Origin of the sequence: Natroniella sp. ANB-PHB2 (assembly GCF_046097105.1) — a bacterium.
In the GTDB taxonomy this organism is placed as follows: domain Bacteria; phylum Bacillota; class Halanaerobiia; order Halobacteroidales; family Halobacteroidaceae; genus Natroniella.
Genome location: NZ_CP175562.1, coordinates 1,401,406 through 1,420,533, shown reverse-complemented (window position 1 = coordinate 1,420,533; position 19,128 = coordinate 1,401,406). Strand labels below are relative to the sequence as shown.

The window sequence follows — 19,128 nt, the reverse complement described above, 5'->3', positions numbered from 1 at the left end:
GTTAATAATATGCTAAAATGTAATATATATTTGTTGATATCTGTACTAACGGAGTGGGTAAAGAACCCACTCTTTAATTATGTAATAAAATTAATTAGCCGAATAAGAATAAATGATACTAAAATTTGGGAAAATAAAGCTTAAGGGAGGGAAAAATATGGGGAAGAGTGTAGAGCGTATTGTAATGGAATTAGCGGAGCCGATAGTTGTGAGCCAAGGCTTAGAATTAGTTGATGTAGAATATAACAAAGAAGGCCCGGATTGGATTTTAAGAGTCTTTGTTGATAATATAGATGGTGTATCTTTAGATGACTGTCAGCAGGTGAGCCGAGACTTAAGTGAACAATTGGACTTAAAGGATCCAATAGAACAGTCTTATCTGTTAGAAGTTTCGTCGCCAGGGATTGATAGACCGTTAAAAACAAAGCAAGATTTTAAAAGATTTAGTGGAGAACTGGTTGAGATTTCTACATATGCACCGGTAAATGGCAAAAAAGAGTTGACAGGCAAACTACTTGGTCTTGAAGGTGAGAATGTTAAGCTTAGCTTAGATGGTGAAGAATTGAGTATACCATTTTCTAAAATTGCTAAAACTAAATTGGCAGTTGAATTTTAGGGTATAAGGGGAGGAATTAAAAAGATGAATGTTGAGTTGATTCAAGCGTTAAATGATATTGAAAAAGAAAAGGGGATTCCTAAAGCAATGTTGCTTGATGCTATTAAAGCAGCATTAAAATCGGCTTATAAACGGGATTTCGGTACTGCTGGAAGTGTAGAGATTGATATAGAAGAAGACACTGGTGAAGTAAGTGTTTACTCTACAAAAGAAGTTGTTGAGGAAGTAACTAATCAAGATGAGGAAATTTCATTGATTGAGGCCCAACAAAAGAACCCTAATTATGAAATAGGAGATCAAGTAGAGATTGAAGTTACTCCTGGTAATTTTGGTCGGATTGCAGCGCAAACAGCTAAACAGGTCGTTATTCAGAGGATTCGTGAAGCTGAACGGGACATTATTTATGAAGAGTTTTCTAATCGAGAAGGGGATATAGTAACAGGGATTGTTCAGCGTCATCATAAAAATAATGTGATTATTGATCTGGGAAGGGCGGAAGCAATCTTAATTCCGCCTGAGCAGATACCAATCGAAGAATATGAGCAAGGAGATCGAATCAAAGTTTATATTGTTGAGGTTAGTGAAACTACTAAAGGGCCAAACATTTTAGTCTCTAGGACACATCCGGGATTATTAGAGAGGTTATTTGAATTAGAAGTTCCTGAGATTCATGATGGAGTTGTAGAGATTAAAGCGGTGGCAAGGGAAGCAGGTTCACGCTCTAAGATTGCTGTTCATTCTAATGACGAAGATGTGGATGCTGTTGGTTCTTGTGTTGGCCCTAATGGTTCTCGGGTAAGGATTATTGTTGATCAGTTAAATGGGGAAAAGGTTGATATTGTGCAATGGAATGAAGATGTTGCCAAGTTTGTCTCTAATGCTTTAAGTCCTGCTGAAGTTATTGATGTAGATGTTGATGAGCTAGAAAGTGTAGCTAAGGTAGTTGTACCAGATTATCAATTGTCTTTAGCAATTGGAAAAGAGGGTCAAAATGCTAGACTAGCTGCTAAATTGACAGGATGGAAGATAGATATTAAGAGTGAATCGCAGTTAGAAGAGAAGGATTCAGGATTGTTCTAAGATTATTTCTTAAAGCAATAAAATTACAAATTAATAGTGAGGTGTTAATTAATGGGAATTAGAATTTATGAGTTGGCTAATGAGTTAGAGATAGAAAATAAAGAATTAATTGAGATATTACAGGATTTAGGGTTAGATGTTAGTAGTCATATGAGCACAGTAGAGAAAGATACTGCTGAAATGGTGACCGGTATGGTATTAGGAACGGATGAAGATGATAAAGAGGTAGATATAATAGAAGTTGAGGGAAGGTTAACCGTTAAAGAGTTAGCTGAAGAGTTAGAGATTGAGCCTAATAGTTTGATGGCTGAATTAATTAATTTGGGAGTTATGGCGACAATTAATCAAGAGCTTGATTTTGAAACAATCGAAACATTAGCGCAAGAGTATGGTTATCAGGTAGAAGAGGTAGAAGAAGATGATATTGAAGATGATATTTATGGATTAGTAGCAGATGTTGAAGATGATCCAGCAGACTTGAAAACTAGACCACCAGTAATTACTGTAATGGGACATGTAGATCACGGAAAGACGACTCTATTGGATTCAATTAGAAAAACAAATGTAACAGTTGGTGAAGCTGGAGGGATTACGCAACATATTGGAGCTTATCAAGTTGAAGTAAATGATCAGCTAATTACTTTCTTAGATACTCCAGGCCATGAGGCATTTACTTCAATGAGAGCTCGTGGTGCTCAGGCAACTGACATTGCTATCTTAGTAGTTGGAGCTGATGATGGAATTATGCCGCAAACTGTTGAAGCAATTAACCATGCTAAAGCAGCTGAAGTACCAATTATAGTAGCTATTAATAAAATTGACAAACCAAATGCACAACCAGAGAGGGTTAAACAGGAGTTAACGGAACATGGTTTAGTAGTTGAAGAATGGGGTGGAGATACGATTTGTGTTCCAGTTTCTGCTCTGAAGCAGCAGAATTTGGATGAGTTATTAGAAATGATTATCTTGACTGCTGAAATGGAAGAGTTAAAAGCTAACCCTGCTCGTCCAGCTCATGGAGTCATAATTGAAGCAGAATTAGATAGAGGCCGAGGGCCAGTAGCTACTGTTTTAATTAAAAATGGAACTTTAAAAGTAGGAGAGCCTATTGTAGCAGGTATGGCTTCTGGAAGAGTAAGAGCAATGATTAATGATCGCGGAGAAAGAGTTGAAGAGGCAGGTCCTTCTACTCCAGTTGAAGTATTGGGTCTATCTGAGGTGCCAAATGCTGGTGATTTATTAGAGGTTTTAGAAGATGATCAAGCTACAAGAGATATAGCTAACAGACGTGAAGATAAGAGGAGAGCCGATGAATTAAGTCAAAATACGACCGTTAATCTTGATGATTTATTTGCTCAAATTCAAGAAGGAGAAATTAAGAATTTAAATATTGTAGTTAAAGCCGATGTACAAGGATCAGTCGAGGCTTTAAAGGAATCATTATTGAATTTAAGTACGGAAGAAGTTCAGGTTAAAGTTGTGCATGATGGAGTAGGAGGAATTACTGAAACAGATGTTATGCTGGCTTCAGCTTCGAATGCAATTATTATTGGATTTAATGTTCGTCCTGGAACTAATGCCCGTAAGGTTGCTGAAAAGGAAACTGTTGAAATTCGTACTTATCGAATTATCTATAGAGCGATTGAAGAGATTAAACAAGCAATGGAAGGATTATTAGATCCTGACTATAAAGAGATTGTTTTAGGTCGAGTGGAGGTTAGAGATACATTTAAAGTACCTAAAGTAGGTACAATTGCTGGTTCTTATGTTAAGAGTGGTAAGATTAACAGAAATGCTAAGATTAGATTGATTAGAGATGGTAAGATTATAAAAGAGGGAGAAATTAGTTCTCTTAAGCGCTTTAAAGATGATGTACGTGAAGTAGCTGAAGGGTATGAATGTGGAGTTGGAATTGAAGATTATAATGATATTAAAGTAGGAGATATTATGGAAGTTTATGATTATGAAGAGGTTAAACGAACTCTATAAACTGATAGGAGATGATAGGAATGGCTCGCCATAGATCACAAAGGGTTGGAGAATTAATCAAACAAGAGGTAAGTGATTTATTACAAAAAGAGATTAAGGATCCACGAATTGGTTTTGTAACTATAACTGATGTAGAGGTTTCTGGTGATTTACGTCATGCTAAAGTTTTTGTCAGTATTTTAAATGGTAAGAAAGAGGAAACTATGGAGGGGTTACAAGCGACAGAGGGGTTTGTCAGAAGGGAAGTTGGTCAAAGAATTAAATTACGACATACTCCAGAAATTATTTTTAGGTATGATGATTCGATTGAAAAAGGAACACGCATCTTTGAAATATTGGAGAATATAGATGAGGATGGAAAAGATGAATGAAGCAATTTATGCAATAATTAATTCAATTAAGGGTGCTGAAAATATTTTGTTAACCGGTCATATTAGCCCTGATGGAGATAACTTGGGTTCTATGCTGGCCTTAAAATTAATGATAGAGCAATTAGGAAAAAAGGCTACTATTATCATAGATGACTCTATTTCTGATTGCTTTTCATTTTTACCTGATATTGAAGAGATACAACAATATGAAGAAGGTTTAACAGTAGATGCTGACCTAACTATAGTGGTAGACAGTAGTAATTTGGAACGAATAGCTAGAGTAAAAGAATTAGTTGCAGAACAAAAAATCATTAATATTGATCACCATGAAGATAACAATTTATTTGGAGATTATAACTTAGTAGCTGATGTTGCTGCTACCGTAGAACTAATTTATGCTATTCAAGAAGAAATGAAAGAAATAGAATTGACTTCTGAAATAGCAACAGCATTAACAACTGGTTTAATTACTGATACAGGTTCTTTTCGTTACTCTAATACTACTAGCACGACCCATCAGATTATGGCTGAATTATTGAATTATGATGTGGATCCATCTTTGATTGCTAAACATGTACTAGAGACTAATTCCTATCACAATTTAATATTACGAGGTAAAACCCTGCAAAATTTACAAGTTGATTCAACGGGAAAAATAGCTTGGTTGAAGGTTAGTCAAGAGATGTTAGAAGAGGTTGGTGCTGATCTAGAAGATACTGAAGGTTTAGTCAATTATCCTCGTACTTTAAAAGGAGCAGAGGTTGGGGTCTTGTTTAAAGAAGTTGAGGAGCAAGAGATCAGAGTTGGTTTAAGGTCTAATAATTACTTAAAAGTTAATCAAGTAGCAGCTTTGTTTGGTGGTGGAGGTCACTCTCGAGCCGCTGGTTGTACAATTAATCTTGGATTAGAAGATGCAGAAAAGAAAGTGATCAAGGCACTAAAAGAGCAGCTAACTAAAGATAATTAAAGTCTCCTGAAAGGAGAGATTAGATTGGAGATAATATATAATAAATCTCGTAATCGTCCTGTAGTAATGACTTTAGGTACTTTTGATGGTGTTCATTTAGGACATCAAAAAATTATTAATCTAACAATTAAAAGAGCTAATGAACTAGGTTATGATAGTGGTTTATTTACTTTCCATCCTCACCCACTACGTATTTTGGCTCCAACTAAGGCTCCTAAAGCACTAGCAAGTTGGTGGCAAAAGAGAAAAATTATTGAATCACTGAATATTAAACAGATTATTTTGCAGAAGTTTACTCCTGAATTTTCTAAAATTTCCTTTGAGGAGTTTTTAATTGATTATTTAATTAAACGTTTTTCAGTTAAAGAGATCATTGTAGGGGAAGATTTTAGGTGTGGCTATCAAAGCAAAGGAACACCTGAACAATTAGCTTCTGTAGGAAAAGAGTTTGGTATTAATGTTCAAGCTATTCCTGCAGTAAAGATCAATAATCAAGAAACAGGTAGTACTTATATTCGTAAATTAGCCCAACAAGGAAGATTAGTTGAGGTCAAGGAACAATTAGGAAGAAACTTAGCCATTGATTGTAGAGTAGTAAAAGGAGCACAGAGAGGAAGAGATTTAGGTTTTCCTACCGCCAATTTAGTTCCTGTTGTTGATTATGCATTGCCACCTTTTGGAGTTTATGCTTGTAGGCTAAAGGTTAAGAAGCAATTTTATGATGGGGTAGTTCATTTAGGTTTACGACCTACATTTAATACAGGACAGTTTGCTATTGAGGTTCATATTTTTAACTTTAATAAAAATATTTATGATCAGCGAGTAGAATTAGAATTTGTAGAAAAAATTAGAGGAGAAAATAAATTTGCTACAAAAGATGAATTAATAACAAGAATTAAAAAGGATATTCAACTAGCTAAAAAAGTCTTAAATTAGTTTACATTTTTCTTTTGGTATGCTAAAATGTTATATGGAATTGCTCTTATAACCATTGACTAGGTTATTCGTTGCTCCAGCGATTGACTTGGTGATTGGGGATTTTAAATTATAAGGAGGTGACAAGTAATGTTAGAAGCTGAGAGAAAGCAAGAAATTATAAATGAGTATGGGCGTCATGATAACGATACAGGTTCTGCTGAAGTACAAGTTGCTATCTTAACAGAGCGAATTGCAGAGCTTACTGAGCACTTGAAAGACCATAAACAAGATCATAATTCTAGACGTGGTCTGTTAAAGATGGTTGGGCAAAGAAGAAGATTACTTAGATATCTTAAGAATAATGATATAGAGTCTTATCGAGAATTAATTGCTGATTTAGGCATTAGAGGATAATAATAGATTATAAGAGCGGGGATTCCCGCTCTTATATTTTAGTATTTAAATTCTGAGATTGGGTATAGCTAAAAATAAGATAATATTGTAGAGAGGGGTTAGATTTTATGGCACAAGAATGGTCAATGGAATTAGGAGGAAGAAAGTTAACGATTGAAACTGGAAAGTTGGCCCAGTTAGCCAATGGTTCAGTGTTAGTTCGTTATGGAGAAACAGTTATTTTAGTAACTGCTACAATGGATGAACCTAGATCAGGTATTGACTTTTTTCCATTAATGGTTAATTATGAAGAAAGGTTGTATGCTGCCGGTAAGATTCCTGGTGGATTTATTAAGCGAGAAGGTAGACCAAGTGATGCAGCTACTTTAACATCACGAGTAATCGATCGACCACTTCGCCCGCTATTTCCTAAAGGAATGAGACATGATGTTCAAGTAGTAGCTACTGTATTATCAGTTGATTCTGACAATGCACCTGATATTACGGCGATGATTGGTGCTTCAGCTGCACTTGCTATTTCTGATATTCCATTTGAAGGGCCAATTGGTGGTGTTAAAGTCGGATTGGTTGATGGAGAGTTTGTTATTAACCCAACAATTGAGCAATATAAAGAAAGTGGGCTTGATTTAACAGTAGCAGGAACTGAAGAAGCAGTAATGATGGTTGAAGCAGGAGCTAATGAAGTATCGGAAGAGGATATGATAGAAGCTATTGATTTTGGTCATCAAGTGGTTAAGGAAGTTGTAGAGCTACAAAATAAAATAGTTGCTGAAATAGGTAAAGAGAAAGCAGATATCGAATTAAAAGTTGTTGAAGATGCGGAGATTGAAGGAGAAGTTAGAGATTATGTGGGAGATCGATTAAGCGAAGCTTTACAGACTGCTGATAAATTTGAGCGAGGAAATCAAGTTAATCAGGTAAAGAAAGAAGTAACTGAACATTTTGAAACTAAGTATCAAGAATATGAAGAACTTCAAAAAATAATTAAAGTGGTCAAGAGTACTTTAGATAAGATTTCAAAAGAATCAATCAGAAACTTAGTTCTTAATGAAGGGGTCAGAATTGATGGCCGTAAGTTAGATGAGGTTCGTTCAATCTCGTGTGAAGTTGGTTTATTGCCTAGAACACATGGTTCAGGAGTATTTACCCGTGGTCAGACACAAGCAATGACAGTGGCAACATTAGGTGCTGTAGGTGATGAGCAAATTTTAGATGGATTAGAAGAGAAAGAATCTAAAAGATATATGCATCACTATAACTTCCCTCCATACAGTGTAGGTGAAACAAGTCCTCTGCGTGGACCAGGAAGAAGAGAAATTGGTCATGGTTCTTTAGGTGAAAGAGCATTAAGACCAATGATTCCTTCAGCAGATGAATTTCCTTATACACTTAGATTAGTTTCTGAAGTCCTAGCCTCAAATGGTTCTACTTCCCAAGCAAGTATCTGTGGAAGTACATTAGCTTTAATGGATGCAGGAGTTCCGATTAAAGCACCAGTAGCAGGAATTGCAATGGGGTTAATGAAAGAAGATGATCAAGTAGCAATCTTAACTGATATTCAGGGAATAGAAGATTTCAATGGAGATATGGACTTTAAAGTAGCAGGAACGAAAGAAGGAATCACAGCTTTACAGATGGATATGAAGGTTAAAGGTGTTGCTAAAGAGATCTTAAAAGAAGCATTAGAACAGGCAAGAGTTGGTAGGTTGCATATCTTAGATGAAATGTTAAAGACAATTTCTGAGCCACGTGAAGAGATGTCATCTCATGCTCCAAGCATTATGACAATGAAAATAGATCCAGATAAAATTAAAGATGTCATTGGTCGAGGCGGTAAGACGATCAAGAAAATTGTTGATGAAACAGGAGTGAAGATTGATATTGAAGATGATGGAAAAGTATTTATTGCAGCTGAAGATCAAGAAGCTGGTAAGGAAGCTCGTAAGATGATTGAACGGTTAACTAAAGATGTTGAAGTTGGTGAAATGTATTTAGGTAAAGTAAAGAGAACAACCAACTTTGGTGCTTTTGTTGAAGTATTGCCAGGTAAAGAAGGATTGGTTCATATTTCTAAGTTAGCTGATCATCATGTTAAAAAGGTAGAAGATATTTTAGAAGTAGGAGATGAGGTATTGGTTAAAGTAATAGAAATTGATGACCGAGATCGAATTAATTTATCTCGTAAAGCTGCTTTAGCTGATGAAGATGAGCAGAATAAAGATGATAATTGATAATTAGAGATAAATTTTATTCAAGGACATAAACTGGATTTATTCTAGTTTATGTTTTAATTTTTTGATTAACCAATAATTTTTTTAGATGGGGGTGAGAGTCATGAAATTTGGTGTTCATACATCAATTGCTGGAGGAGTTGATCAGGCAGTTATTAGAGCAGCTGAGTTAGACTGTAATACTTTTCAAATTTTTTCTACTAATCCAAGGGGCTGGAAAGCAAGAGAGTTAAGTGATAAAGAAGTAAATAAATTTAAGGAAAATTTAAAGAAATACCAAATAGAATCAGTAGTAATTCACACCCCTTATTTAATCAATTTAGCTTCCTCTAAAGATGAGTTGTACCAAAAGTCAATTAATGCTTTGGTAGCAGGGGTTAAGCGAGCTGATAAATTAGGGGTTGAATACTTAGTCTTACATCCAGGTAGCCATACAGGTTCAGGTGTTGAGGCAGGAATTATTAGAATAACAGAGGCTTTGGAAGAGGTTTTAGAGAGAACTGATCCTAAAGTCCGTATTTTATTAGAGAATGTTGCTGGAGCTGGCACAGCTCTAGGTTCTAGTTTAGAAGAGTTAAAGAAGATGGTAGAGTCAATTACTAATAATGATAGATTAGGGCTTTGTTATGATACTTGCCATGGTTTTGCGGCAGGCTATGATTTACGTCTTAAGGAAGAATTAGATAAATTAGTAGTAGAGATTGATGATTTATTTGGATTAGATAAATTAGGAGTGATTCATGTTAATGATTCTAAAACCGAATTTGCTTCTAATAAAGATCGCCATCAGCATATTGGTCAGGGTAAAATTGGTTTAGAAGGGTTTAGGAATTTAGTTAATCATCCTCAGCTGCAGGATAAATTGTTTGTTTTAGAGACTCCAATTGATGAGTTTGGTGATGATCGAAAAAATTTAGCGACACTTAAGCAGTTAGTAAGATGAAAGGATAGCAACTATGAGTTTAAAACTAGAGTTAGACCGAATAAAGGAATTTTTTGCTCCTGATGAAAGGTTAGCTTCTTTTTTTCCGAAGTATGAATATCGACCTGAACAACAAAGAATGGCGATGAAGATTACCGATGTCTTTAAGCAGAAAAAACATTTATTAATAGAAGCCGGAACAGGGACTGGAAAATCACTGGCTTATTTGGTACCCAGCATATTCTCTTCTCTAATTGAGGAAGAGAAAATTATTATTTCAACTAATACAATTAATTTACAAGAGCAATTAATTAATAAGGATATTCCGTTATTGCAAGAAGTTTTTGAGTTGGATTTTAAGGCTGTATTAGTTAAAGGTAGAAGAAATTATATCTGTTTAAGAAGGCTGATTCAATATGAAAAGCATGCTCAATTAGCTGCTGATAAATATGATAAACTGTCAAAGATTAATCAATGGATCTTAAAGACTGAAACTGGATGTCGTTCTGATTTAGATTTTAAGATTGAATTTAAATTATGGGAGCAAATTTCATCTAAAAGTGAATTATGTTTACGAGGCAACTGTGCTTATTATGAGCAATGCCATTTTATGTTTGCTAGAAAGGAAATTGAAGAAGCTGACCTGTTGATTGTAAATCACCATTTGTTATTTGCAGATCTTGCTTTAAGAAAAGAGCAAGATTTAGAGGAGCAAACAGCAGTCTTACCTTATTATAAAAAGGTTATCTTTGATGAAGCACATAACATAGAAGAGGTGGCGACTAACTATTTAGGGCTGAAACTTAGTCAAGAAGGTATTGTTAAATTTTTGCAATCATTATATAACTCTGAAGAAGGGCTTGGAGTTTTATTACAGCTTAGATTGGCCAGTAGTAAGTTAAAGGATGAGTTAAAGCAACGCTTTCAAAAGCGAATTGATAATGATTTGGTTCCTTTAGTTAGAAGGCTAACTGATAGGGTACATAGTTTATTTAATCAGTTAATTAATTTTTTAGAAGATAATTTTAAAGGATATAAGGTCAGATTAACAGAGGAAGTTAGGGGTAAAAAGTTATGGCAAAAAGCTATTAAGATAGAAATTGAGAATTTTTTGTTGGATTTAAGTAGTTTAAGACAAGGTCTAGAGAAAACATTTGAAGAATTAGCAGTAACAGAAGATGAATTAGAAGATTTTGAGGTTTTAGCAATAGAGTTGGCAGCAAAAATAGAATTTTTTACTAAGATTAATCAAACTATTGAAGAGATAGTTAATAATCCCCAAGAGGACTATGTTTATTGGTTAGAGCGAAATGCTGATAATTGTAGTTTCTGCTCTGCGCCATTAGATATTAGCAAAGAATTAGAAATTAATTTGTTAGAAAAGATGGAGTCAATAATCTTTACTTCTGCAACTTTGACGGTTGATAATTCTTTTGATTTTATCAGTAAGAATTTAGGTTTGCAAAATTTTGCAGTTGATACGTTAAAAGTAGGTAGCCCTTTTGATTATCGTAATCAATTACAGGCAGGGGTAATTAAGGATCTTCCTAATCCAAAGAATGAATCATTTATAAAAGAAGTTGTTAAGGCAGTAAAGGATATTGTTCAAACTAGAAAAGGAAATAGTTTAGTCTTATTTACTTCTTATTGGATGTTAAATCAGGTTTATCAACAATTGTCAGATCAACTTGATCAATTAAAGATTAACCATCTTTATTGTCAAGGGATGAAATCTCGCCATCAATTAATTGAAGAATTTAAGGCTAATCAGAAGTCATTATTACTAGGAACTGCTAGTTTCTGGGAAGGGGTAGATATTCCAGGAGAACAATTAAGTTGTGTAGTTATCGTTAAGTTGCCTTTTTTAGTGCCAACAGATCCGGTTATAGCGGCTAAAATAGAGGCTTTAGAGAATAATGGAGAGAATGCTTTCTTCAATTATATGCTACCTAAAGCAGTAATTAAATTTCGGCAAGGAATTGGTAGATTGATCCGTTCGAAACAAGATCAAGGCTGGGTTATAATTTTAGATAATCGTGTAATTAGTAAAAGTTATGGAAGTATATTTTTGAAATCTTTTCCTTCGGATAGCCAGATTACAATTAATAAATTAAATTTATTGACCGAAAAATTAATAAATTAACAGGAATTAGACAAACTACCTAGAATGTTTTAAAAGATATTTAAATTAAAGTAGAGGTTTAAGAAAGGAGTAGGGGATGATTAAGAAGAATAAACTCGTAGTTGGATTGGCTATTTTGTTTATATTATTAGTTGCTGAAATTAGTTGGGCTACTCCAAGCTTTAGAGTTAAATTGGTTTATACAGTAGGAGAAGGTGAGGCATTAATTAATATTGCTAGACAATTCGGGGTCAGCCTTAGAGAGATTAGAGAGATTAATGATTTAGAAGAAGATGAATTTATTAGAGTAGGTGATCAATTATTGATTCCAGAGCATCATGATTTGGTTGATGGAATGTTTGTTCAAGAATCTATTGGTCAATTTTATCAATCACCTAATGAATTAGCTGATTTTCAATTGGATGCAAATCAAGAGTATAAAGTTAAAATTAGGAAGGAGAGTCCTCGTAAAGGGATTGATATCAGTGATTTAGAGACGTTAGATTATCAAATTAGACGAGGAGATAACTTATATGATTTAGCTAGGGAATTCAATGCCAGTATTAGTGTGATTAAAAAGTTAAATAATCTCGATGATTCAAGTGTGATTCGATTAGGGGATACAATTCAACTGCCAATTAATAATTTAAGTGATAAGGAAGTCTTATATCATACGGCAACTGACAAAGAGGTTGAATTACTGGCCAGGATAATTCATGGAGAAGCACGAGGTGAGCCTTATATTGGACAAGTAGCAGTTGGAGCTGTAGTGTTAAATCGTGTGATAGATTCTTTCTTTCCTGACAGTATCAAAGAGGTTATCTATCAACCGCGACAGTTTTCACCAGTATTTGATGGACAGATTAATCTAACACCAAATAGAACAGCTTATCGAGCTGCTGAGGCTGCTTTACGAGGAGAGGATCCAACCCGTGGGGCTGTATATTTTTATAATCCACGGACTGCTAATTATATTTCTTGGTTTGAAACACGAGATACAATTGTTGAAATTGGAAATCATGTCTTTGCTAGATAAAAAAACCTTTAATCCTCAGTTGGGGATTAAAGGTTTTCTTATTATTTAGCAACTTTTTTTATCTTTATTTCCAAATATCATAATAACTTCTTTTGATAAGTTAAAAGCAATTATATATAATTATTTTCAGATTAAGTATAATTGACTGAACGAAACGAATTTGATTAATTAAAGTAAAAGGAGGAGACTAATGAAGCAAAAAACTATATTAGTAGTGGCAGTAATGGTCTTAACAGTGATGGTGTTAGTACCTGCAGCAGAGGCTGCTTCATTGGGCAGTAGACCACTATCTTTTACAATTAGTGGTGATGATGTAACAGAATTACAGGCTAGATTAGCAGGTTTTGGGTACTACTCTGGGCCAATAAGCGGATATTATGGTCAACAGACTGAAAGAGCAGTAATTAGATATCAGCAAGATAATAATTTAGCGATTAATGGAATCTCTGATTGGAGAACAATTAATAGCTTAACTGCAAAGCAGTATCAAGTCAGACAAGGAGATACTTTGTCGAGAATTGCTAGAAGTTTTGACACAACAGTTCAAGAGCTTAAAGCTTGGAATAATTTAAACTCTGATTCAGTTCGTACTGGAAGAAGGTTAACTATTCCACATTCTAACTCTACTGTTGAAGCTAGTGTTCAAACAAGAGAAGCTACTCAAGCAGCACAGGCTACTGAAACAAAACAAGCAGTACAAGCTACTGAAACAAGACAAGATTCTTCAAATTATAAAATGGATATTACAGATGAAGAGTTTGAATTACTGGCAAGAGCTGTTTATTCAGAAGCACGAGGTGAACCTTATAAAGGTCAGGTAGCAATAGCAGCAGTTGTCTTAAATCGGGTTGAAGATTCAGAATTTTCTAATTCTATTAGAGAAGTTATTTTTCAACCATGGGCTTTCACTGCTGTGCATGATGGACAGTTTTGGTTACAACCAGATCAGCAGTCAAGAAGAGCTGTTGAAGAGGCTTTAAAAGGTTGGGATCCTAGTAGAGGAGCAGTATTTTATTACAATCCTGTGACTGCAACATCCCAATGGATGTTTGACAATATGCGAAGTGAGACGGTAATTGGAAAACATCATTTTTCAACTTGATCCTTTTAATGATTAAATTAAAAGAGACCCCTAATTAGGGGTCTCTTTTAATTTTTGATTAAAGTAATTGATGACTCCTTCTCCAATTCCTCGAGCAATCTTTTGTTGTTCTTGTGGGTCGGTTAATCGTTCTCTATCTTTAGGATTACTTATAAAACCAACCTCTACAATTACAGCTGGAATTTCACTTTTACGTAAAATATAATAAGGAGCTGATTTGATCTTTCTATAATTTTCTGGTTGAATCTCTATTAATTTTTCTTGAATAGCAGAGGCAAGTTTCTTACTCTTTTCTGAATTGGGTTTATAAAAAGTCTGGCCTCCAAATGATGTGGAACTGGGGAAGCTGTTGACATGGATACTGACTAGTAGCTCTGCATTGCTTTCGTTAGCTATTTTAACCCGATTAATAATATCTTGATTACGGTCATCGTTATATAATCTGTCTTCTGTACGGGACATAATTATTTTTAGGCTACCTCTATCCAAAAAATCAGCTAGATTTTTAGCAATAGCTAAATTAATATCCTTTTCTAAAATTCCTTCTCTGTTGGCCCCAGCATCAATGCCTCCATGTCCAGCATCAATAACTATCTTTTTTTCTAACTTTGATTGTGATTGATTATTTTGAATAACAAAGTTGAATATAGAACCAAACAGAAAGAAGATGAAGAAAAACGATGCTAGAGTAGAAGTTGAGAAAGCTTTGAACCAGATTATTTTCATTAGCAGACATCCTTTATATAGATTAGGTTATAAAATTATATTAGTCAGTTAACTTAATATTCAGAGTAAAATATTCCAGTTGCTATTGAAAGTGATAATTAATGATTAATTTGAATAAATAGATAGCAAGGAGTGGTAAGGAGGAAAAAGAGAATGATATTAATGTTAAAGGCTAAAGATATCTTAATACTCTGTGTTGTATTAGGGGTTGTTTTTTTTCTATTTGGTACAGTAACTAAGGAGTTTATTGGTCAGCAAGAGATTATGGTCAGTCAAGATAAGTTAGTTCCAATTTATGGAGTAGATCGATCAGATAAAAAGGTAGCAATTACACTAGATGGAATGTGGGGAGCAGAGAGAACACCTAAGATATTGGAGGTTTTTGAAGAATATGATTTAAATATAACCTTCTTTTTTGGGGGGAATTGGTTAGAAGAGAATCCTCAGTTGGTTAAAGAGATAGTAGCTAAAGGTCATGAGGTAGGTAATCATAGTTATACACATCCTCATATGGCTACTTTAAGCAAAGAAGAGATCGAACAAGAGTTAAATCAAACAGGAGAATTGATCAAAAAGTTAACTGGGCAAGAATCAATCTTATTCCGTCCTCCATTTGGAGAATATAATAATTTATTGATTGAGACTTGTGAGGAGTTAGGCTATTATACAATACAATGGAGTATTGACTCTCATGATTGGATGGATGTCAGCAGTGATTATATTGTCAATCGCATTTTAGATAATGTTGGCCCAGGTGATATTATTTTAATGCATAATGATGGAGAAAAAACTCCAGAGGCATTGATTAGTTTGATTCCTAAGTTAAAGGAGCAGGGTTATAAAATTGTACCAGTTTCTGAATTGATTTATACTGAAGATTATTATATTGAGCAGCATACAGGTCTACAAAAGAAGGTAGAAAGGGGGCGTAAAGATGGCTAAAAGGAAGATAAGATTTTTTTATTTACCAATAAACCGTCAGGTTCTTATTGGTTTAATTGCTACTATTATTATAGTCAGCTTTGGAGTAATTAAATTTAGTGCTCCTAATTATGGTGAGCGACCTGTTTTTCAAGCTCAAAATGGAGCCTATTATCAAGGGCCAACAGATGAAGCTAAGATGTCACTAACGATCAATGTTGCGTGGGGGGAACAATACTTACCAACTATGCTTGATACTTTGGATCAATACCAAGTGAAAGCGACATTCTTCTTTATTGGAAGGTGGGTTGAGAAGTTTCCAGAGTTGATTACAGAGATTGAAGAGCGGGGGCATGAAATAGGAAACCATGGTTTTCGTCACTGGCATCCTAAGCAGTTATCAAAAGAGGAGTTAATCAGTCTAATTAAGGATAATGAAGAGTTAATTGCTACAGAGACTGGTTATCAGACAGATTTATTTGCTCCACCATATGGTGAAGTTGATGAAAGAATTGTTGAGGTTGCTGCGGAGCTTGGTTATAGAACGATTATGTGGACGATTGATACTATTGATTGGCAGCGGCCTAGTGCTGATGTGATTATCAAGCGGGTTGTTGATAATGCAGAGAATGGAGGAATAGTCTTGATGCATCCTACTGAACCAACAGCAGCAGCTCTACCAAAGATAATAGCTAATTTACAAGAGCAAGGTTATAGATTAGTGACCATTTCTGAGTTATTGGAGTGAAAGAAAAGATGAGTAACCAAGGCGGTATAGTCTATCTAATTAAACGAGGAATAATAATTCTAGTAATAATTATCTTGTTTGTTATTTTGCTGTTAGGTTTATTAGGAGAGTTAGATAAGCTTAGAAGAGTGTTTTGGGGAATAGAAGATGGGGTGAATTATCATCAATATGATTTAAGTGGGTACCTACCACATGAAGTTAAAGAACTACTCTTAGATTATTCTCAAGAGTTGATTTTATATCCTGTTGATGCTAGTTTGGAGCAGGACAGTGGAGAGATTATTCCAGAAGTTTTCGGGCAAATTTTAGATATTACAGCTACTAAAGAAGAGATATTAGAAGCTGAGGAGGGTGAATATTTGGAATCAGTTGTAGAAAGAATAAAACCATATATAAAAAAGGAAGAACTTGAAAAAATAACTGAAGAAATTGGTGTTTATACTACGCGGGTAACGGGAAGTGAGAGTAGAATGGAGAATATTAAATTAGCAACTAAATTAATTAATAATCAATTGTTGTTACCAAAGGAGGTATTTTCTTTTAATGAGATCGTTGGCCCGCGAACTAAAGAAAAAGGGTTTAAGGAAGCTCCACAGATTGTTGATGGAAGATTTGTACCAGGAGTTGGAGGGGGGATCTGTCAAGTTTCTAGTACATTATATAATGCTTTGAAACAAGAGGAGTTGGAGGTTATAGAACGTTACACCCATTCTAGAGATGTTAATTATGTTCCAGAAGGAAAGGATGCAACAGTTGCTTGGGACTATTTTGACTTTAAATTCAAGAATAATTTTGAGCAGCCAATTATAGTTAAAGCTAGTAGTGGAGGCGGCTATTTGACGGTAAGGATTTTAGGATATCAGGAATGAATATTTAACTTTAAGGCTGAAAGGCTAAACCAATCGTTAAAAGCATAAGGGTTTAGGTTTTGCTTAGACTTAACCTTATTATCAATATTATTTATTTTAACGTTAATTGAAGGAAGGAAGCTAATAATCTAGAAAAATGAAATGAAAGTAGTCAATTTTTAAGGGAAGGAGCAAGTAAATGAAGATTAAGATCAAACGATTAGATAAGTCACTCCCATTACCTAATTATCAACATCTAGGAGAAGATGCAGGGATGGATCTTTACTCTAGAGAAACAGGAGTTTTAGAGCCAGGAGAATATCGATTATTTAAAACAGGAATTACTATTAGTTTACCAAGAGGATATGCAGGGTTTGTCAATCCCCGTAGTGGTCTTGCTTTAAAGCATGGTGTTACTGTTTTAAATGCAGATGGAGTTATTGACCCTGGATATCGAGGAGAGATAGGTGTAGTGTTGATTAATCATGGAGCAAAAGATTTTAAGATTACTAAAGGGGATAGAATTGCTCAATTGATTATACAACAGTATCAAGAGATAGAATGGGAAGAGGTAGAGCAGTTGGACGATTCAAAGCGTGGTAGTGGAGGATATGGTCATACTGGAGTTTAAGTCTGAGTTTAAGGTTGAGTAAAAATCAAGTGTAATTTAGTATTGGCCTATGGATGTATTCTAAAGATTAGGATATGTTTGTAGGTCATTTGTTTTTTAATATTTTAGTTCTTTTACTTAGCCTTAAACTTAGCCTATTGGTAATTTGATTCATATTGTGTTAGTAATGGTGAATAGAATATAAATATCAGGTGGTGATTGGTAATTAGAAAACAGCTTAAGTCTAAGGCTGAGTTTGAGATTAAGTCAACCATTAAAAGCATAAGTTCTTAGGTCTTATTTAAACTTAGACTTAACCTTAAACTTAATATCAGTTATAGGTTTTAATTATTCATTATTAACTATTAATTGATCTACCGAGGGGAGGTTTAATGAAAAAATGAATTTAAGTGAATTACAGGGAAAAGAGGTAATCAATATGCATGATGGAGTAAGGCTAGGAATGATCAATCAATCAGAACTTGTATTTGATGAAATAACAGGAGATTTGGAGTCAATTGTGATTCCCAATGGGGAGAATTTTTTTAATGTTTTTGGGCAAGAAGAATATTTAATAATTCCTTGGGAAGCAATAGTAAAAATTGGTTCTGAAGTTGTAATTGTTAATTTAAAATCAAAAAATTATAAAGCATACTCCTCATAGTTATTAATTTAGAATATAAATTTTTGACTTGGATAAAATACAACTGAACTAAACCAATAAATTAATTTAAAAGGGGTTGATTTAATGCCAACAGTCTTAGGGGTATTTGATTCAGAAAAAACTGCTCAACAAGCAATTAATCGGATGAAGGAAAATGGTATTAGTGAAGAGCGAATTTCTCTGGTAGCTAAGCGTGATAAAGGACAAGATATGGAAGCTGGCGGGGAAATGGGAGGAGAAGAACAAGACTTAACTGATGGTACTGTAACAGGAGGGGCACTCGGAGGAATAGGAGGAATTCTAGCTGGAGCTGGATTATTAGCTGTTCCTGGAGTAGGGCCAATCTTAGCTGCTGGGCCATTGGCAGCTGGATTAAGTGGAGTAGCTGCTGGGGGAATTGCAGGTGCTTTGGTTGATTATGGAGTTGATGAAGATACAGGAGAAAGATATGCTCAGGAAGTAGAGCAAGGTAGGATTTTAGTAGCAGCTGAGGAGACGGATGAAAATAGAGTTAGTGAAGTTGCTAATATATTAAGAGAGAATGGAGCGTATGATGTCGAGCAACATTAAGTTAAGATTTTAACTTTGATAGCTTGACAAATTAGTCTAAATATTAGACAATATAATAAATGCATATATAAAGATTGAGGTGCAATAATTATCAGTATTTATAAGGGAGTGGCTGTAAGACTTATAAGGAAAGGGGTTATTGCCGAAACCTAGCTGTAAGTGGCCTTTCAGTCAGGTTGGATCTGTATTTAACAAGTCCAGATCTGTCACTAGTTATTTTAGTGGAGTGCTATCTAATCTAGAGCTAAACAAAAAGCGGTTGGTAGTGCTACC

At 34.6% G+C, this 19,128-nt stretch carries 19 protein-coding genes and 1 riboswitch; of the genes, 18 read left to right on the top strand and 1 reads right to left on the bottom strand.

All coding sequences use genetic code 11. The features are described 5' to 3' along the window. Window positions 1-157: 157 nt before the first annotated feature. The 12 genes from rimP to ACKF5P_RS06970 all read left to right on the top strand — a co-directional run bounded on the left by rimP (window position 158) and on the right by ACKF5P_RS06970 (window position 13,768). The gene (gene rimP / locus ACKF5P_RS07025) at window positions 158-616 is read left to right on the top strand and encodes a ribosome maturation factor RimP (RefSeq protein ID WP_408954507.1); all 459 of its coding nucleotides are present in this window, start codon (window positions 158-160) and stop codon (window positions 614-616) included. Window positions 617-640: 24 nt separating this feature from the next. Continuing rightward, on the top strand, window positions 641-1,696 hold the full coding sequence (gene nusA, locus ACKF5P_RS07020; RefSeq protein WP_408954506.1) for a transcription termination factor NusA: 1,056 nt from the start codon (window positions 641-643) through the stop codon (window positions 1,694-1,696). Between the two features lie 51 nt (window positions 1,697-1,747). After that, window positions 1,748-3,685 carry a translation initiation factor IF-2 gene (gene infB / locus ACKF5P_RS07015; RefSeq protein WP_408954505.1) on the top strand — a complete coding sequence of 646 codons (1,938 nt, stop codon included), beginning with the start codon at window positions 1,748-1,750 and terminating at the stop codon, window positions 3,683-3,685. 20 nt (window positions 3,686-3,705) lie between these two features. Continuing rightward, entirely contained in the window at window positions 3,706-4,056 is a 351-nt protein-coding gene (rbfA, locus tag ACKF5P_RS07010; RefSeq protein ID WP_408954504.1) for a 30S ribosome-binding factor RbfA, read from the top strand. Next, entirely contained in the window at window positions 4,034-5,023 is a 990-nt protein-coding gene (locus ACKF5P_RS07005; protein ID WP_408954503.1) for a DHH family phosphoesterase, read from the top strand. Before rbfA ends, ACKF5P_RS07005 begins: the two co-directional genes overlap by 23 nt. A gap of 24 nt (window positions 5,024-5,047) precedes the next feature. Then, window positions 5,048-5,959 (top strand): bifunctional riboflavin kinase/FAD synthetase, encoded by a 912-nt coding sequence (locus ACKF5P_RS07000; protein ID WP_408954502.1) that lies wholly within the window; start codon window positions 5,048-5,050, stop codon window positions 5,957-5,959. 129 nt (window positions 5,960-6,088) lie between these two features. Continuing rightward, window positions 6,089-6,355: a 30S ribosomal protein S15 gene (rpsO, locus tag ACKF5P_RS06995; protein ID WP_408954501.1), complete on the top strand. Its 267-nt coding sequence runs from the start codon at window positions 6,089-6,091 to the stop codon at window positions 6,353-6,355. Between the two features lie 107 nt (window positions 6,356-6,462). Next, window positions 6,463-8,586 (top strand): polyribonucleotide nucleotidyltransferase, encoded by a 2,124-nt coding sequence (gene pnp / locus ACKF5P_RS06990; RefSeq protein ID WP_408954500.1) that lies wholly within the window; start codon window positions 6,463-6,465, stop codon window positions 8,584-8,586. Window positions 8,587-8,689: 103 nt separating this feature from the next. After that, window positions 8,690-9,529, top strand: coding sequence for a deoxyribonuclease IV (locus ACKF5P_RS06985; protein ID WP_408954499.1), 840 nt, complete (start codon window positions 8,690-8,692; stop codon window positions 9,527-9,529). A 13-nt stretch (window positions 9,530-9,542) separates the two neighbouring features. Further along, window positions 9,543-11,651 (top strand): ATP-dependent DNA helicase, encoded by a 2,109-nt coding sequence (locus ACKF5P_RS06980; protein WP_408954498.1) that lies wholly within the window; start codon window positions 9,543-9,545, stop codon window positions 11,649-11,651. 76 nt (window positions 11,652-11,727) lie between these two features. Continuing rightward, complete coding sequence (locus tag ACKF5P_RS06975) at window positions 11,728-12,666, top strand: cell wall hydrolase (RefSeq protein WP_408954497.1); 939 nt, start codon at window positions 11,728-11,730, stop codon at window positions 12,664-12,666. Window positions 12,667-12,856: 190 nt separating this feature from the next. Next, complete coding sequence (locus tag ACKF5P_RS06970) at window positions 12,857-13,768, top strand: cell wall hydrolase (protein WP_408954496.1); 912 nt, start codon at window positions 12,857-12,859, stop codon at window positions 13,766-13,768. Between the two features lie 30 nt (window positions 13,769-13,798). Here the strand turns inward: ACKF5P_RS06970 and ACKF5P_RS06965 are convergent, their stop codons facing one another. Beyond that, complete coding sequence (locus ACKF5P_RS06965) at window positions 13,799-14,494, bottom strand: N-acetylmuramoyl-L-alanine amidase (protein ID WP_408954495.1); 696 nt, start codon at window positions 14,492-14,494, stop codon at window positions 13,799-13,801. Window positions 14,495-14,647: 153 nt separating this feature from the next. On the opposite strand from ACKF5P_RS06965, the gene ACKF5P_RS06960 reads away from it, so the two are divergent. The 6 genes from ACKF5P_RS06960 (at window position 14,648) to ACKF5P_RS06935 (ending at window position 18,855) form a co-directional block, all read left to right on the top strand. Next, entirely contained in the window at window positions 14,648-15,436 is a 789-nt protein-coding gene (locus tag ACKF5P_RS06960; RefSeq protein WP_408954494.1) for a polysaccharide deacetylase family protein, read from the top strand. After that, window positions 15,429-16,163 carry a polysaccharide deacetylase family protein gene (locus tag ACKF5P_RS06955; RefSeq protein WP_408954493.1) on the top strand — a complete coding sequence of 245 codons (735 nt, stop codon included), beginning with the start codon at window positions 15,429-15,431 and terminating at the stop codon, window positions 16,161-16,163. Before ACKF5P_RS06960 ends, ACKF5P_RS06955 begins: the two co-directional genes overlap by 8 nt. A gap of 8 nt (window positions 16,164-16,171) precedes the next feature. After that, complete coding sequence (locus tag ACKF5P_RS06950; protein WP_408954492.1) at window positions 16,172-17,032, top strand: VanW family protein; 861 nt, start codon at window positions 16,172-16,174, stop codon at window positions 17,030-17,032. A 178-nt stretch (window positions 17,033-17,210) separates the two neighbouring features. Continuing rightward, window positions 17,211-17,642: a dUTP diphosphatase gene (dut, locus tag ACKF5P_RS06945; protein WP_408954491.1), complete on the top strand. Its 432-nt coding sequence runs from the start codon at window positions 17,211-17,213 to the stop codon at window positions 17,640-17,642. 379 nt (window positions 17,643-18,021) lie between these two features. Beyond that, the gene (locus ACKF5P_RS06940; RefSeq protein ID WP_408954490.1) at window positions 18,022-18,285 is read left to right on the top strand and encodes a YlmC/YmxH family sporulation protein; all 264 of its coding nucleotides are present in this window, start codon (window positions 18,022-18,024) and stop codon (window positions 18,283-18,285) included. 84 nt (window positions 18,286-18,369) lie between these two features. After that, entirely contained in the window at window positions 18,370-18,855 is a 486-nt protein-coding gene (locus tag ACKF5P_RS06935; RefSeq protein ID WP_408954489.1) for a hypothetical protein, read from the top strand. 66 nt (window positions 18,856-18,921) lie between these two features. Then, a riboswitch (Lysine riboswitch) is annotated at window positions 18,922-19,095 on the top strand. Window positions 19,096-19,128: the final 33 nt, after the last annotated feature.

Excerpts from the sequence above, each read along its gene's own strand:
- rimP (WP_408954507.1), top strand. The coding sequence starts at position 158 with ATGGGGAAGAGTGTAGAGCGTATTGTAATGGAATTAGCGGAGCCGATA.
- nusA (WP_408954506.1), top strand. The coding sequence starts at position 641 with ATGAATGTTGAGTTGATTCAAGCGTTAAATGATATTGAAAAAGAAAAG.
- infB (WP_408954505.1), top strand. The coding sequence starts at position 1,748 with ATGGGAATTAGAATTTATGAGTTGGCTAATGAGTTAGAGATAGAAAAT.
- rbfA (WP_408954504.1), top strand. The coding sequence starts at position 3,706 with ATGGCTCGCCATAGATCACAAAGGGTTGGAGAATTAATCAAACAAGAG.
- ACKF5P_RS07005 (WP_408954503.1), top strand. The coding sequence starts at position 4,034 with ATGAGGATGGAAAAGATGAATGAAGCAATTTATGCAATAATTAATTCA.
- rpsO (WP_408954501.1), top strand. The coding sequence starts at position 6,089 with ATGTTAGAAGCTGAGAGAAAGCAAGAAATTATAAATGAGTATGGGCGT.
- pnp (WP_408954500.1), top strand. The coding sequence starts at position 6,463 with ATGGCACAAGAATGGTCAATGGAATTAGGAGGAAGAAAGTTAACGATT.
- ACKF5P_RS06985 (WP_408954499.1), top strand. The coding sequence starts at position 8,690 with ATGAAATTTGGTGTTCATACATCAATTGCTGGAGGAGTTGATCAGGCA.
- ACKF5P_RS06980 (WP_408954498.1), top strand. The coding sequence starts at position 9,543 with ATGAGTTTAAAACTAGAGTTAGACCGAATAAAGGAATTTTTTGCTCCT.
- ACKF5P_RS06975 (WP_408954497.1), top strand. The coding sequence starts at position 11,728 with ATGATTAAGAAGAATAAACTCGTAGTTGGATTGGCTATTTTGTTTATA.
- ACKF5P_RS06970 (WP_408954496.1), top strand. The coding sequence starts at position 12,857 with ATGAAGCAAAAAACTATATTAGTAGTGGCAGTAATGGTCTTAACAGTG.
- ACKF5P_RS06965 (WP_408954495.1), bottom strand. The coding sequence starts at position 14,494 with ATGAAAATAATCTGGTTCAAAGCTTTCTCAACTTCTACTCTAGCATCG.
- ACKF5P_RS06960 (WP_408954494.1), top strand. The coding sequence starts at position 14,648 with ATGATATTAATGTTAAAGGCTAAAGATATCTTAATACTCTGTGTTGTA.
- ACKF5P_RS06955 (WP_408954493.1), top strand. The coding sequence starts at position 15,429 with ATGGCTAAAAGGAAGATAAGATTTTTTTATTTACCAATAAACCGTCAG.
- ACKF5P_RS06950 (WP_408954492.1), top strand. The coding sequence starts at position 16,172 with ATGAGTAACCAAGGCGGTATAGTCTATCTAATTAAACGAGGAATAATA.
- dut (WP_408954491.1), top strand. The coding sequence starts at position 17,211 with ATGAAGATTAAGATCAAACGATTAGATAAGTCACTCCCATTACCTAAT.
- ACKF5P_RS06940 (WP_408954490.1), top strand. The coding sequence starts at position 18,022 with ATGAATTTAAGTGAATTACAGGGAAAAGAGGTAATCAATATGCATGAT.
- ACKF5P_RS06935 (WP_408954489.1), top strand. The coding sequence starts at position 18,370 with ATGCCAACAGTCTTAGGGGTATTTGATTCAGAAAAAACTGCTCAACAA.